Annotated in this window: 14 protein-coding genes; 10 read left to right on the top strand and 4 right to left on the bottom strand. The window is 54.3% G+C overall.

Annotation, left to right across the window (positions count from 1 at the left end):
• Both N879_RS15665 and N879_RS15660 read left to right on the top strand, forming a co-directional pair.
• Positions 1-274: 3-methyl-2-oxobutanoate hydroxymethyltransferase (locus tag N879_RS15665; RefSeq protein ID WP_200914609.1), on the top strand; the 274-nt coding region annotated here is incomplete at its 5' end.
• A 64-nt stretch (positions 275-338) separates the two neighbouring features.
• The gene (locus N879_RS15660; protein WP_009456820.1) at positions 339-1,304 is read left to right on the top strand and encodes a LysR family transcriptional regulator; all 966 of its coding nucleotides are present in this window, start codon (positions 339-341) and stop codon (positions 1,302-1,304) included.
• A gap of 857 nt (positions 1,305-2,161) precedes the next feature.
• Here the strand turns inward: N879_RS15660 and N879_RS20495 are convergent.
• Positions 2,162-3,577 carry a hypothetical protein gene (locus N879_RS20495; protein ID WP_128831595.1) on the bottom strand — a complete coding sequence of 472 codons (1,416 nt, stop codon included), beginning with the start codon at positions 3,575-3,577 and terminating at the stop codon, positions 2,162-2,164.
• Positions 3,578-3,998: 421 nt separating this feature from the next.
• Between N879_RS20495 and N879_RS15645 the strand changes: the two genes are divergently transcribed.
• Positions 3,999-5,086 (top strand): IS3 family transposase gene (locus tag N879_RS15645; protein ID WP_128831596.1). Its coding sequence is split into 2 segments (ribosomal slippage): positions 3,999-4,245 and positions 4,245-5,086, totalling 1,089 coding nucleotides; the frame shifts between segments, so codons are not numbered across the junction.
• Between the two features lie 301 nt (positions 5,087-5,387).
• Here the strand turns inward: N879_RS15645 and N879_RS15640 are convergent.
• The 3 genes from N879_RS15640 to N879_RS20490 are packed head-to-tail and all read right to left on the bottom strand — an operon-like array spanning position 5,388 to position 7,340.
• Positions 5,388-6,269 carry an alpha/beta hydrolase gene (locus tag N879_RS15640; protein WP_009455425.1) on the bottom strand — a complete coding sequence of 294 codons (882 nt, stop codon included), beginning with the start codon at positions 6,267-6,269 and terminating at the stop codon, positions 5,388-5,390.
• Complete coding sequence (gene kynA, locus N879_RS15635) at positions 6,269-7,141, bottom strand: tryptophan 2,3-dioxygenase (RefSeq protein WP_021447253.1); 873 nt, start codon at positions 7,139-7,141, stop codon at positions 6,269-6,271. Before kynA ends, N879_RS15640 begins: the two co-directional genes overlap by 1 nt.
• A 19-nt stretch (positions 7,142-7,160) precedes the next feature.
• On the bottom strand, positions 7,161-7,340 hold the full coding sequence (locus tag N879_RS20490) for a hypothetical protein (RefSeq protein WP_021447252.1): 180 nt from the start codon (positions 7,338-7,340) through the stop codon (positions 7,161-7,163).
• A 114-nt stretch (positions 7,341-7,454) separates the two neighbouring features.
• On the opposite strand from N879_RS20490, the gene N879_RS15630 reads away from it, so the two are divergent.
• The 7 genes from N879_RS15630 (at position 7,455) to N879_RS15600 (ending at position 14,342) form a co-directional block, all read left to right on the top strand.
• The gene (locus N879_RS15630; RefSeq protein ID WP_009455426.1) at positions 7,455-7,943 is read left to right on the top strand and encodes an Lrp/AsnC family transcriptional regulator; all 489 of its coding nucleotides are present in this window, start codon (positions 7,455-7,457) and stop codon (positions 7,941-7,943) included.
• 170 nt (positions 7,944-8,113) lie between these two features.
• Positions 8,114-8,806: a GntR family transcriptional regulator gene (locus N879_RS15625; protein ID WP_009455428.1), complete on the top strand. Its 693-nt coding sequence runs from the start codon at positions 8,114-8,116 to the stop codon at positions 8,804-8,806.
• Between the two features lie 35 nt (positions 8,807-8,841).
• The gene (gene ilvD, locus N879_RS15620; RefSeq protein ID WP_031232959.1) at positions 8,842-10,554 is read left to right on the top strand and encodes a dihydroxy-acid dehydratase; all 1,713 of its coding nucleotides are present in this window, start codon (positions 8,842-8,844) and stop codon (positions 10,552-10,554) included.
• Between the two features lies 1 nt (position 10,555).
• Positions 10,556-11,452: an NAD(P)-dependent oxidoreductase gene (locus tag N879_RS15615; protein ID WP_009455433.1), complete on the top strand. Its 897-nt coding sequence runs from the start codon at positions 10,556-10,558 to the stop codon at positions 11,450-11,452.
• Positions 11,453-11,466: 14 nt separating this feature from the next.
• On the top strand, positions 11,467-12,297 hold the full coding sequence (locus tag N879_RS15610) for a hydroxypyruvate isomerase family protein (RefSeq protein ID WP_009455434.1): 831 nt from the start codon (positions 11,467-11,469) through the stop codon (positions 12,295-12,297).
• Positions 12,298-12,300: 3 nt separating this feature from the next.
• On the top strand, positions 12,301-13,248 hold the full coding sequence (locus N879_RS15605; RefSeq protein ID WP_009455435.1) for an NAD-dependent epimerase/dehydratase family protein: 948 nt from the start codon (positions 12,301-12,303) through the stop codon (positions 13,246-13,248).
• 53 nt (positions 13,249-13,301) lie between these two features.
• Positions 13,302-14,342: a TRAP transporter substrate-binding protein gene (locus N879_RS15600; protein ID WP_021447249.1), complete on the top strand. Its 1,041-nt coding sequence runs from the start codon at positions 13,302-13,304 to the stop codon at positions 14,340-14,342.
• The last annotated feature ends 63 nt before the right edge of the window (positions 14,343-14,405 follow it).

The following is a 14,405-nucleotide window of genomic DNA, read 5'->3' as shown; positions in this document are numbered from 1 at the left end:
TGTGGTGCTGGAAGGGGTGGCAGAAGGTCTGGGTCGCCGTATTACTGAAACCATCGCCATTCCGACCATCGGTATCGGTGCGTCCCCCGCATGTGATGGCCAGGTTCTGGTGACGGAAGACATTCTGGGTCTGACCAATGGCAAGATCCCCAAATTCGCCAAACCCTACGCGGATGTGGGTGCCTTGATCTCCCAGGCAGCCGGTCAATACGCGGCTGAAGTGCGTGATGGTTCTTTCCCCACGCTGGATCAATGTTTCGGTGTGAAACGCTAGTCCGGCTAACTATTCCGCATTAGAATATTCCGTGTTGATAAATGCGGCATTCACATAGAACGACATGGAAATTCGCCAATTAGAAGCCTTTGCAGCGGTGATGTCTGCTGGCAGTGTTACCGCTGCTGGCAGACTGCTGGACCGCTCTCAGCCAGTGGTTAGCCGCCAGATCCAGGAGCTGGAACAGGAACTGGGCTTCAGGCTTTTTACCCGCACCCGTCCGCAGGTCACCTTGACTGAACAAGGGCGCGAGTTCTATCTGGAAGCCCGGCCCGTGCTGATGAATCTGGAGGTGCTGCAAAGCCGCGCTCTGGAAATCGCCCGTGGGGGCCTGCGACCTCTGCGCATTGTGACTACTCACGCCTTGGCGATTGGCTTGGTGCCGCAAGCGCTGGGCATCATGGAGCAGCACGATCCGGCCTTCAAGCAAAAGCTGATTATTGATACGGTAAAGCCGGAAGAAGTGGTGCAAGCCATTGACGAAGGACGGGCCGATCTGGCGGTGACCAGTTTGCCGCTGGACATTGATGGCTGCACCTTGCATTGGTCAGGTCAAAGCCCCTGCCTGCTGGGCATGGCCGTCAATCATCCCCTGGCCAAACAGGAACTGGTGCGTCTCAGTGATATTCAGGGCACCCCCCTGATTTCCATCCAGAACCGCCACCGCTTGCGCCATACCCTGGCAACCGCCTTGCTGCGTGCCAGTCCGGAAGCCCCGGAAGATATCCGTCATATCGAGGTTGCCTCCTCGTTGGAGGGCCTGGTTCTGGCCAGCCAAGGGGTAGGCGTGTCCTTGATTGACCCCTTTACCGCCCACGGCCTGCCACTGCCCAACGTCGTGCTGCGCCCGATTGATATCCACGTGCCTTATATGGTCGGTGTGGTGTCCTTGCGATCCCGCGAACTGCGTCCGGATGCGCAGCGCCTGGTCGAAGCCATGCGGCAGTATGTGCTGCAGTTCATCCCACGATTTGTATTGGGAGATGATACGGGCTTGCCCAGCACTCAGGATCCGTTTGACTCGCTGTAATTACACTGCTCGGGTTGGTGTGTTGGGTCACTATTGTTTCTTATGTGCGCTTGGTTCCTCGCATTGTATTGCAAGGGCCAATGGTTACACTGAGCTGGCTGAATAACTGTACGTGGTTCCTGACCAGTGTTTTGTATCGTTCCTGCCTGTAGCCAAAGGGGGCCTTGATCTCTAGCAACAGCATTTTCGTCGAATTGTCCGGCTTAATGCTTTATGCAACATTGCTTGGCAGTAACGTATCGTTGGGAGTCCGAGTCATTCGTTCTTGCGTCTAGGTACTTTCACATGCCTGGACAACTCGCGTTGTTACATATTCTTGGGTTATTTTTACGGACTAAATGGTCATCCATGATTACATTGTTAACATTAACTTGGGGTGGGGAGACACTGTGGGCTAATCTGATAATTGTATAGACACCTATGTTTGCTTTTATGTTGAAATAATACTGCTGGTGTTCTCGGCTCGCTGCAGTTCTGGATTGCGTTTCTTGGCCTTGTTCTTGCTGGGGAAGGGCAACCGCCATTATCGTAGCGTCGACAATGGCGCACCAGTCTTTCTGTCCCATACGTACTTGCGTTGATAATCGCTCAATGCGTTTGCATGGTAACTATGTTGACGGACAGGGGATTATCTAGTCTATTTAAGTGATTTGCATGGTATCCAAATTGTCCTTGACGTTTTATCTCCAGAAATATCAATATTTTTAAAGCTATCAATTACTTTTTGATATTTTTTGGCGGTATAGAAGATACGGGTTAGTCATACTGGGGGCATGGGGGCATGGGGGCATGGGGGTTTGGGTAGCGTTTTTTTAAAAATAGAGCATATGGGCCTTAAAGAAATAGCGACTTAAGTGTTAGAAGTTAACTAAAGATTCCTGTAGTATGTACTTATTTAATCTATCTTCAAAAGGTAAGGAAAGCATGGTTTCAATGATGCTTCTCTGGTTAAATGGTACAACTGTAAAATGAGAAAGGTCGGACTCAGAATACCAGAGAGAGGCCCATTTTGCGTTTCTATGTTCCCAATAAAAAACATCATAAAAATCTAAAGGGCCTAATAAGCTAGATTTAAAGCTTGCATACTCGATATAGTTTTCAAAACTTTCTAAGACAATTGTGTTTTTTTTAATCTCGGAATTGCTAAATTTTTCAGCTAAAAGATCTACGGAAATATTTTTTTCCGGTCTGCTACTATAGAAGCATGTACCTGTTTCCGAGCAGGTTGACACCAAACTCAAAATATCATGAGGTAGCTCTTCATAGTAAGCTCTTGCTAAGCTCGGGAATCTGGCTCCATACCTAAATGACATTGAATACATCTGGTGGAAGTGTGAGCCTAGTTCAAGTGGTTTGAGGTCTACTATTTTATGGGGGATGTTGCTAGAAAAAGCTCTTTGCGAAGCCGCCATTACATCTTTTATGGCCGTACTTTGTACAGAGGTGGCATTGAAATAAGTAAATGCTTTAGCTTTTTTATCAAGGCCTCCCTTAATGATTGAGGAAAGGGCTACGCCACTATCCATTCCTCCTGTAAGCGATACGTAAAAATCTTGATCTTTTACAATTCCTTTAATGTTTGAATAGAGTAAATAATTGAACTTGGATACTAAATTTTTTTTTGAAAGGCTGCAAGAAAGTTCTAGGTCGGTAAAAGGATAAAATCTTTTGTTTGCGATAATTGATGATTGAAATTGATTTTCTAGCCGACAGTTAGGAAGTAATGTCAATGCTTCCTCATACGGAAGCATAAGGCCGGGGTAGTATTTTCCACCCGGTGCTTTATAATCAGTAGAATTTACTACGCTTCGCGCTGTCTCGTTAACGTTAAGTTCTTCTACTTTTCCTAAAAGATTAATGTGGGATGAAAATGCCCCTCCGTTTTTCTCGGTGTAATAACACGCATATGTTGCATGGCAGTCCGGGATTACAATAATATTTTCTGCATGTTTAATGGCAATCGCTATAAATCTACCTCCAAGATATGCAATGTATCTTTGGAATTTTTCAAAACCGTCGCTCTCTAATAGATTTGAAGATTTATTGACTATTTTTTCTGGCTTTGCGCTAAAATCTTCAAGATCTACAGGCAAGCCAATTATTACAACACTGCTTTCCCCCGACGAACTTTGAGCTATTTGAAAACTAGTCTTAGGGTGAAACTGAAAAACATATCCACCGACATGAAGGCAAGACCAGCCTTCAAGGCAGTTGTCTATCCTCCTTTTTTTAGAAAAGTAAAAACCTCTAGTAAAATAATTGTTATATTCCACACTAGCCACCAGTTGATTGTTTATAAATGAACAGAATTAGACTGAAGTGTTGTTCAGAAATCGATATATGGTTTTTCGGTTATTTTCTAGCCTAAAAAATTCAGGCATTTCTACTGAGTTCAGTAGTATAAATTGTCTGTCTGGTTACCTGAGCTTTATTAATAAAATAATGTCTACTTGGATGCAAACAATAAGAATAATTATATAATATATAACATTGCGCTCCATGCTAAGTAAAAGAATGGACAATTAGTTATAGCTTGCGGGGCACATGAGCAGTTCTTTCTTGCCCATCATGTCATAGTCATCAAGGATAATGCGAGTCAGCATATCATGGTCAAAATAGAAAGCGTCATCGGTAATGCCCCCGCAAAACCAGGGGAGTGAGAGGTGGAATTTTCTCTACAGAGGAGTTCTACAGATGAAGCGATCGAAATTCACGGACGCACAGATCATTGAAGCGATCAAGCGTGTCGAATCAGGGGTGACGGCACAGGAACTGTGCCGGGAGCTAGCGATCAGCCAGGCGACGTTCTACAAGTGGCGTTCGAAATATGGGGGGATGGACGCCAGCCTGATGACGCGCATGAAGGAGTTGGAGGCCGAGAACGCGCGGCTACGCAAGATGTACGTCGAAGAAAAGCTCAAGGCCGAAATCGCCTCGGAGTACTTGGCAAAAAAATTCTAAGGCCATCTCGCCGGCGTGAGATGGCCCAAGAAGTGGTCCTTGGCAAGCGGACCTGCATTCGTGTGGCATGTAAGATATTCAGCATCAGCGAGTCGTGCTATCGATACGCGGCTAAACACAAGGCCGAGAATGATGAGATCGCGAACTGGCTACTGCGTTTGACGGATAACCACCGGACGTGGGGTTTTATGTTGTGTTTTCTGTACCTGCGCAACGTGCGCGGCTTGGGATGGAATCACAAGCGGGTATACCGGATCTATCGCGAGCTCGAGCTAAACCTGCGGATTAAGCCGCGCAAACGGCTGGTTCGGCAGGCGCCGGAACCGTTGTCGCAACCGGCTCGCATTGACGAAGTCTGGTCGATGGATTTTATGCACGATCAGTTGGCCGATGGCCGCAGCATTCGCACGTTGAATGTGATTGACGATTTCAACCGCGAGGCGCTGGGTATCGAGGTGGACTTCTCGCTGCCTGCCGAGCGGGTGACCAGGGCGCTGTCCCAGATCATTGAGCAGCGCGGTCGGCCCCTGACAATACGCTGCGACAACGGCCCGGAGTATGTCGGTACGGTGCTAAGTACGTGGGCCGCCAAGCGAGGTATCAGTCTGGAACATATCCAGCCGGGCAAACCGCAGCAAAACGCCTATATCGAGCGATTCAACCGCACGGCGCGTCATGAGTGGCTGTCTCAGTACGAGTGGGAAGACCTCGCACACGTCCAGAATCATGCCACGCGTTGGATGTGGTCCTACAATCACGAACGCCCACACATGGCACTGGGCGGTATCACACCGATACAGCGGCTGGCCATGGCCGCTTAGTTTCTACTTCTCGCACCTTTGCAAAATGGGGGCATTACCGTTCGAAAGCTATTAAGTGCATGTTTCCAGTAATCTTCTGAGATTTCACCCACGATCCTAAGGACGTTGAAATCTATGGGGTTTTTAAGTTTTTTTCCAGTAATAGGGAGTAGTTGATTTGCTGCAGGGATTTTAGGCTTTGGGATTAATACTTGTTCACTGGCTTGCTCCTCGCTTGAACAACCGTTATTTGTATGGCAGCTTTATCGTCTTCTTTGAGCACTCGAACCACCGGCTTGGTACTAGGTGGTGTAACGGGCTACTACAGTGAAGAAAATAGCGCCTGCGTTGCATCGCCCAAGCGGGTGTTGGGACGAGCCTGGTCAAGAATGACATCGAAGTGGTTGCGTGCTGGCATTTCGATGGGGGGCAGATACCGGACACCCAATGCATCAAGCGCATCGGCAAAAGCCTGACTCTGGCGTTTGAACTCCGAGGTTTCGATTTCTCCCCAGCTGATGATGGTGGGCGGAAAGCCCGTCAGATCAAGCAGTTGGGGGCTGATCGCCTGTGCGCTCGCCGTGTCCAGAGACAGTGCCTCATTGATGCTGGTGCCAATCAGGGGCTGCAGGTCGTAAATGCCTGAAACCAGTACCGCCGCTGCGGGTGCCCCTACGGGTAAATCGGCATCATCTTTCCATCCACGCAAGCAGCACATGGCCGCCAGATGCGCGCCGGCAGAACTGCCGGACACGACGATACGTTGCGGGTCAAAGCCCAGTTCTTCGCCATGTTGATGCAGCCAGCGCAGAGCCTGGCGGCACTCCAGCACCATGTCGTGGACAGAGGCTTGCGGTGCCAAGGTGTAATCAATGGCGGCAAAGGCAATGCCGGCCTCGGTGCAGTCCGGGGCCGAGAATAAAGAGGAGGCTTTGGAAAGCTCCTGCCAGTAGCCGCCATGAATAAACAGCAGCAGCGGCGGGAGGGATTCCGAGTCGCGGGGTGCAGGTAAAAAGAGGTCAAGCTTATGCGCGGCGGCACTGCCATAGGCAAGCTCGGCATGCCGAGCTCCGCTTTGCAAAGCTGCTGCGCTAAGTGTGGCGTAGTCCTCGATATAGGGTGCGTAGTTCCCGCCTATGCAGGAGCTGGGCGAATATTCGCGTTCGCGCTCCTGCGCGGAGAGTAAGTCATGTGGGGCTTGCATTACAGCGCGGTCCGAACAGTCCAGATCTCAGGGAACAGCACCACATCGAGCATCTTGCGCAGGTAGCTGACGCCGCCTGTGCCGCCCGTGCCGCGTTTGAAGCCGATGACGCGCTCAACAGTCGTGACATGGCGGAAACGCCAAAGACGGAAGGCGTCCTCAATGTCGGTCAGCTTCTCGCCCAGCTGGTATAGATCCCAGTGTGCATGCGGGTCACGGTAGACCTCCAACCATGCAGCTTCCACCTCGGGGCTGGCTTCGTAGGGCTGTGTCCAGTCACGGTCCAGGTGATCGGCGGGAATGGCAAAGCCCTGGCGGGCCAGCAGGCGTAGCGACTCGTCATAGAGCGAAGGGGCACGGTACGCCTTGTCGACCATCTGGAGCAGGTCTGGCCTATGGGCATGGGGCTTGAGCATGGCCGCATTCTTGTTGCCCAGAGCAAATTCAATGCAGCGATACTGCGCGCTTTGAAAACCGCTGGAGCTGGCCAGATAAGGGCGCATCGCCGTGTATTCCGGCGGGGTCATGGTCGAGAGCACGGTCCAGGCACTGACCAGCTGCTCCATGATGCGCGAGACCCGCGCCATCATCTTGAAGGTGTCGGCGTAGCGGTCGGCTGCGATGGCTGCAGTGGCGGCGGTCACTTCATGCAGCATCAGTTTCATCCAGAGTTCGCTGGTCTGGTGCTGGATGATGAACAGCATTTCGTCGTGGGCAGGCGAGAGCGGGTGTTGAGCGCCCAGCACCTCGTCCAGGTGCAAGTAGTCGCCATAGCTCATGGATTGGCTGAAATCCAACTGCGCTTTTTCTTCCGAAACAATGCGCTCTGTCTCGCTGATTCCCTTGTCAGCCGATGCTTTGGAAGCATTCATTTGTTCTGTTCCCGGTACGTTAATAATGATCTGCGCGACCTGTGGAACAGGTCGCGTGGGTCGATAGAAAATCAAAGTCGCGTTGCGCGCCGAGGGGAGTTTGCAATGCATCTTGCCCGAAGGTCTCCATCAGCGGCAGGATGCGGTCACCTGAGTAGGCGGGCATAGGGGTAAAGCTGAAATGGGTCTGTGGTTTCATAATTTCATCCCACTTAAATTTATGCGTTGATCTTATGGATTTAAGGGTCTTGCGCCAAGCTGTTTTTTATAGAAGCATAACTTTTTCTGAAAAACTTAAAAAACGGGTTTTTTTATGCAAATAGAACTGGATCAGGTGGATGGCAGTTTGCTGGCCGAGCTGCAAGGAAACGCCCGGCTGACAACAAGCGAGCTGGCACAAAAAGTGGGCATATCGCAGTCGCCTTGCTGGCGCCGGATTCGACGCATGGAAGAAGCCGGGCTTATTTCAGGCTACCACGCCCGGCTGGATCGTCGTGGCCTGGGTTATGGCGTGGTGGCCTTTGTCAGCATCAGTGTGGACTTTCAAAATGAAGAGCGTTCGGTGCAATTTGTAGAGGCGGTGCGCGATATTCCGGAGGTGGTGATGTGCCACGGCATTGCCGGTCCGGCGGATTTTTTGCTGATGGTCGTGGCCAAGGATCTGGACAGCTATTCGGAATTGTTGCAACGAAAATTGCATCGTTTACCCGGTGTTCGGCAAGCGCAGACCAGTTTTTCCTTGCAGGAATTCAAGGGCCTTAACGCGCTGCCAATCCCAGCAATGGCCGGCTCTGCAGCCTGATCAAGTGCTCTGCAAAAGCTGATGCGCGGCTCGCTCACAAAGCGTGTCGAGTCGCTCATCACGAATCAGGTGGCTAAGGGTTAGCTCTGATTTGTTGTCGTAGAAGTCCGTCCTTAGAATTGATCAAAAATCACAAATCTTTGCTCGAATTCACGTTGTGACGGAATTTAATGAAACATTCAGATGCTGCAAGCACAAGCGCTCCGCTCGAAGCTTTTCAACCCATCGTTCGGCAATCCGTCAACGAAGCGGTCTATCAAGCCCTACGTAACAAGCTGATGCACGGTGAGTACCGTGCGGGCCAAGTGCTTGGCATTCAGTACCTGGCCGATGCGCTGGGCACCAGCACCATGCCCGTGCGCGAAGCATTGCGCCGTCTGGTGGCACAGCAGGGGCTGGAGCCTTTGCCTAACGGCACTACCCGTGTCCCTTTGATTACCAAAGCCTGCCTGAGCGATATTCGCCGCGCCCGTGTTTTGATCGAAGGCACCGTCACCGAATGGGCGGGACCTTTCCTGACTCCGTCCGTGCTGGATCAGCTGGAACAACTGGCGCAAGAAATCACCCAAGAGCGCCGCACGCCCAAAGGCGTGGCCAGCAGTCTGGAAAAAAACCGGATCTTTCATTTCACGATTTACGGAGCTGCTCAGTCTCCCGTCATGCTCGCCATGATCGAGAGCCTGTGGCTGCAGTCGGGCGCTTACTTGCGTGAAACCCGCGAGCAGCTACACAACGAAGACTCTGCCGATCACCTGCACGAATCCACCGTCAAAGCGCTGCGCGCGGGCAATTTTGCCCAGGCGCGCCAATACATTCAGGAAGATGTTTCCTGGATCTTCGACCGCTTGGACCTGGCCGATTAAGTCGATCTCTCAACTACTCATCACCACCAAAGACCATGCTAAAAAAACATAGATCAAAAGCAGTGACCGAGGGAGTGACTCGCACCCCACACCGAGCCTTTCTGCGTGCAACAGGCCTGGACGATGATGATCTGGACCGTTCGATGGTCGCCATCATTGGAACCGCCGGAGACAACACACCCTGTTCCAAATCGCTGGGCCCACAAGCAGACAGCGTTCGCCTGGGTGTAGCCCAAGGTGGTGGCGTACCCGTCATGATGAACACGATTTCCGTGTCCGATGGCACCTCCATGAACCACGCTGGCATGCGCATGAGCCTGGTCTCGCGCGAGATGATTGCCGACAGCATGGAAATAGCCGTGCGTGGCCATGCCTATGACGCTCTGGTTGGTTTGGGCGGTTGCGACAAGACGCTGCCCGGCACCCTGATGGCCATGGCGCGCCTCAATGTCCCTTCGGTTTTCATTTACGGTGGCTCCATGTTGCCAGGCTACTCGCCCGATGGCACTGAAAACACGGTGCTGACTGCCATTGAGGGTGTGGGTCGTTATCAGACTGGGGCGATTTCCCTGGAGCAACTGCACGGCATTGAGCGCACCTGTGCCATGACCGTGGGCTCCTGTCCGGGTCAGTTCACTGCCAATACCATGGGTATGGTGGCAGAGGCTTTGGGCATGTCCTTCCTGGGTTCGTCGACCACCCCGGCGGTTTACAGCCAACGACATGCGCTGGCTCGCCGAGCCGGTCGCCGCGTGATGGAGATTCTGGAAAACGGTGGTCCTTTACCGCGTGATCTCATCACCCGCAAGAGTCTGGAAAATGCCGCAGCGGCTGTTGCAGCGACTGGCGGCTCGACCAACGTGGCCTTGCATATCCCTGCCATTGCGCACGAAGTGGGCATTCGTTTCACCATGGACGATCTGGCCGAAGTGTTCAACCGCACGCCGCTGATTGCCGACCTGCAGCCCGGTGGCCGTTATCTGGCTCGCGATCTGGACGTGATTGGCGGGGTGCCTGTAGTGCTCAAGGCACTGCTGAAAAGCGGCCACCTACACGGCGATGTGTTGACCATTACCGGCGAAACCTTGGCCGAAGCCCTGGAGAGCTTCCCCGATGTGGATGGCCGTATCGTGCGTAGCAGCGATCAGCCCATCCATGCGTCGGGCGGTCTGGTCGTGCTCAAGGGCAATCTGTGCCCCGATGGCGCCTTGCTGAAAATTGCCGGCTTGAAGTCTCTGGTTTTTGAAGGCCGCGCTCGCGTCTTTGAAACCGAGGAAGACTGCATGGCCGTGGTGTCCAAGCAGGCCTACGAGACTGGCGACGTGCTGATCATCCGCAACGAAGGACCCAAAGGCGGCCCCGGCATGCGCGAGATGTTAAGCGTTACCGCCGCTATTTACGGCCATGGCAATGGCGAGAAAGTGGCACTGCTGACCGATGGCCGTTTCTCCGGTGCGACACGCGGCATGTGTATCGGCTATGCCAGCCCCGAAGCGGCAGCCGGTGGGAACATCGGCTTGGTGCGCGACGGCGACCGTATCACCATCGATGCCACGCAAAGCAGCATGCAGCTGCATGTGTCCGACGAGGAGCTGGCTGCACGCAGAGAGCAATGGAAACCCTTCGTACGAGATCGTTTGGCTGGCGCGCTGGAGAAGTACGCACGCCTGGTTGGACCGACCAATGAAGGGGCAGTGACTCATTCGGGTGCTGCCGAGTGGCCGCAAGAGCAGCTTGAGGACGTATAAGATGAAACTCGGTTTTTGCGGTTTGGGATTGATGGGTGCTGCCATGGTGCAGCGCCTGCTGAAAGCGGGTCACGAGGTCAAAGTCTGGAATCGCTCCAGGGAAAAGGCCGAGCCGCTGGCAGCGCTCGGCGCGCAGATTGTGGGCACGCCACGTGAAGCGGCTGAAGGCACCGACGGCGTCTTGTTATGCCTGTTTGATGCCAAGGCTGCCGAGGCTGTGGTGTTCGGTGCGGACGGGATTGCTCAGGCAACGGGCCTTAAATGGCTGGTGGATCACTCCAGTATCGACCCCGAGGCCACACGCAAATTGGCCGCCCGTTTGCTGGAAAGCTGCGGAGCGGACTGGATTGATGCCCCGGTGTCTGGCGGTATTCCCGGCGTGGAGGCCGGTACCCTGGCCATCATGACGGGCGGTAGTGAAACCCATATGGCTGAAGCCGAGGCCGCCATGCGCGCCTATGCCGGCAATATTACGCATATGGGGCCTTCCGGTACCGGGCAGGCGACCAAGCTGTGCAATCAGGCCATCGTGGCGACCTCGATTGCGGCGCTGGCCGAAGCCATTGGCTTTGCCCAGCGCAATAACATCAATGTGGACAAGCTGGCCCCGGCGCTGGCGGGCGGCTGGGCGGACTCCAAGCCCTTGCAGATCTTTGCCCCGCGCATGATAGAAGCCCAGGCGAAAAGCATCGGTGCGCTCTCGACCATGCTCAAGGATATCGACACCTTGATCGCCAATGCACAACACAGCGGTGCGCCTATGCCGGTTGCGGCCAGCGTGCAGCAAATGTTGCGCGTGGCAAGCGCCATGGGTTTGGGTCAGGCTGAAGTGTCTGCCTTGGTCAGCGTTGTGCTGCCCGAGCAGCGTGACGCCTTCCTTCGCCAGATAGACGCATAAGACAGGCGGCTCCCATGCAACTATCCGCTAATCTCAGCTGGTTGTATCGGCATCTGGACTGGAGCGAACGCTTCGAGGCTGCGGCGGCTGACGGTTTTCAGGGCGTCGAGATTTTACTGCCCTATGACTATGCACCCGACTGGTACGCCAGTCAGTTGAAAGCCGCCAAGCTGGAACTGACACTGATCAATACGCCGATAGGCGAGGGGCAGGGCCGTTTGGGCTGGGCGGCCATTCCCGGCGCACAAGCGCAGTTTCAGGAAGCCTTTGATCACGCCCGTGCTGTGACACAGGCTACCGGCTGCCGCCGTATTCATGTGATGGCGGGTGACGTCAGCCTTTTTGCACAGCAAGACTGTCGGGCCGCACTGCTCAGTAATCTGGAACAGGCTTTGGCCCTGGCTGAAGCGGATGATCTGGTGCTGACGCTGGAGGCGCTCAACCGGAGCGATATGGCCGGGTACTTCTATTATTTGCCCGAGCAGGTCATTGAGGTGCTCCAGCATTTCAACTCCCCGCGCCTGCGTCTGCAGTTTGATTACTACCACTGCGTCAAAGAAAGTCTGGATGTCCCGTCCAGCGTGGCAGTCTGTGCTCCCTGGATTGGCTATGTGCAGATCGCGGGTGCCGATGGTCGCTACGAGCCTGATCTTGCACAGCATGATTTGCTGGCAGGCGTAGCCGCTTTGCCCGCCTTGGCTTACGACAGCTGGCTGGGTTGCGAGTATCAGCCTCGCGGCTTGCCTTCAGAAGGTTTGGCTTGGTGCCAGCCCTTGCGTGATCGTGGTGTGCTGGCTGCGCCACGTCAGCGTGATGCTGCTTGCATGCAGGCTGCCGGGAGATAAGCCATGAAGCACGTCTTGATTACCGGCGCCAACGGCTACATCGGTCAAGCGCTTGCTCGTGCGGCGGCCAAACTGCTTGAAGCCAAAGAGATTCAAAGCCTGACGCTGACGGATCTGGATTTTGAAGAGCAAGGCTATCACCATCTGCCTGGGCTGCGCTGCATTAGTGGTGACTTGTCCGATAAAGCCGTGCTGGAGGCGGTGCTAACGCCAGCACCCGACACGGTTTTCCATCTGGCCTCGGTGACCAGTCGGCTGGCTGAAGAGAATTTTGCACTGGGTTTGCGCGTCAATATAGACGGCACGATAGGCTTGTTTGAGCATCTGCGACAGCAAGGCCAGTGTCCCGTTGTGGTGTATGCCAGCAGTATCGGTGTCTTTGGTACGCCACTGCCCCAGCATGTGGATGACAACACGCCCGTCGCACCCACTTTAAGTTACGGGACGCAGAAGCGGATGGTGGAACTGCTGCTTGCCGATTACAGCCGCCGGGGGTTTCTGGATGGCCGCTCGGTTCGCTTGCCTACTGTGGTTGCCCGCCCCATGACTGCTGAAACAGCCTTGTCTTCATTTGCCAGCTCTTTGATCCATGCCTTGGCTGCTGGAAGCACTTACGAGTGTCCCATCGGCCCCCAAGGCTGGATCTGGCTGCTTTCCTTGCCCGCCTGTGTGCAGCACCTTCTGACAACAGCGAGCCTGGAAGCCGCTCGCTTGCCCGCTGGTCGGGTGTGGAATCTTCCCGCCCAGCGTCTTCAGGTGGCAGACCTGGTACAGGCTGCCAAATTCCGCTATGGCCGGGGGGCCGATGCGGGATTGAGCTTTCAGTCCAACCCTCAGTTTGCCCAGCAGTTTGCCCAGTGGCCGCCTTTGACAACGGCAATCGCCACGCAGTTGGGTATGCACCATGACGGCGATGCCGAAACCTTGATTGAGCAGGCCCTTGTCTCCTGACGGGCCTGGCTAACTATACCTATAACGATCTACCACCAAAAAAGGATTTCCCCATGAAGAACCGATGGATTTCTCGCCTGTTGGGTATGGCCTTAACCAGCCTGGCAGTGGCAGCTGGTCCCGCAAAAGCGGACAAGCCTGTGGAGCTGACTTTCTCTGCCTGGATTCCGCAAACGCATGTGCTGGTGGCGAACTTCATGAAGCCCTGGGCCAAAGAGGTGGAGCAGGCCACTGAAGGGCGCGTCAAGATCAACTTTCTGACCAAGGCCGTGACCAACCCGGTTGGGCACCTGGATGCGGTACGCAATGGGATTGTGGATCTGGCCTTTATTTCCTACTCCTATTACCCCGGCAATTTTGATTTGATGAAGTTTGCCATGCTGCCGTTCTCGGGCAATAGCGCCGAGTCTACTTCGCTGGCGGCCTGGGACATCTATAGCAAGTACCTGCAAGATGCCAAAGAGCATCGCGGTATCAAATTGCTAGGCATTTATGGTCATGGCCCAGGCAGCGTCTACACCACTGACAAGCAGGTACAGAACATTGCCGACTTCGAGGGCCTGAAGCTGCGCATTGGTGGTGGCATGCAGGCCGACTTGTCCAAGGCCCTGAAGGTGAACGCGGTTGTGAAGCCCGCCTCCGAATCGTATGAGCTGCTGAGCACTGGCGTGGTGGACGGCGTGCTGTTCCCGCCCGAGTCTGTGGCCTCTTTCCGCCTGGATACGGTGGTCAAGCACGCCACGGTTTTTCCCGGTGGCCTCTATGCGGATCTGCACGGCATCATCATGAACCCGAGCGCCTTTGATCGTTTGTCTGAAAAAGACCGCGAGATTCTGATGAGCCTGTCCGGTGAGCATATTGCTCGCCTGGGCGGCAAGGCCTGGGGGGATGCAGACGTGGCCGCCATGAAGATCCTGGAAGAGCACAAGGTGCAGTTTCACCCTGCCAGCGATGAGCTGATTGCCGCCGTCAAAGAGCGCACGGCATCCTTCGAGCAGGCATGGCTGGATGCCGCCAAGGCCAAGGGCATAGACGGGCCTGCTGTACTGGCCGAGTTCCGTGCCGACCTGAAGCAGCGGGAAAGCGCGAATTGATCAGCACACGCAGACTGTCTTGAACCTGCTGTGCGCCTCGTGCGCCAGCAGTCCCGGAGCTAC

The sequence above is a fragment of the Alcaligenes sp. EGD-AK7 genome (assembly GCF_000465875.3).
Lineage (GTDB): Bacteria > Pseudomonadota > Gammaproteobacteria > Burkholderiales > Burkholderiaceae_B > Alcaligenes > Alcaligenes phenolicus.
The sequence above is the reverse complement of the archived record's forward strand: the minus strand, read 5'-3'. Positions and strand labels throughout refer to the sequence as shown.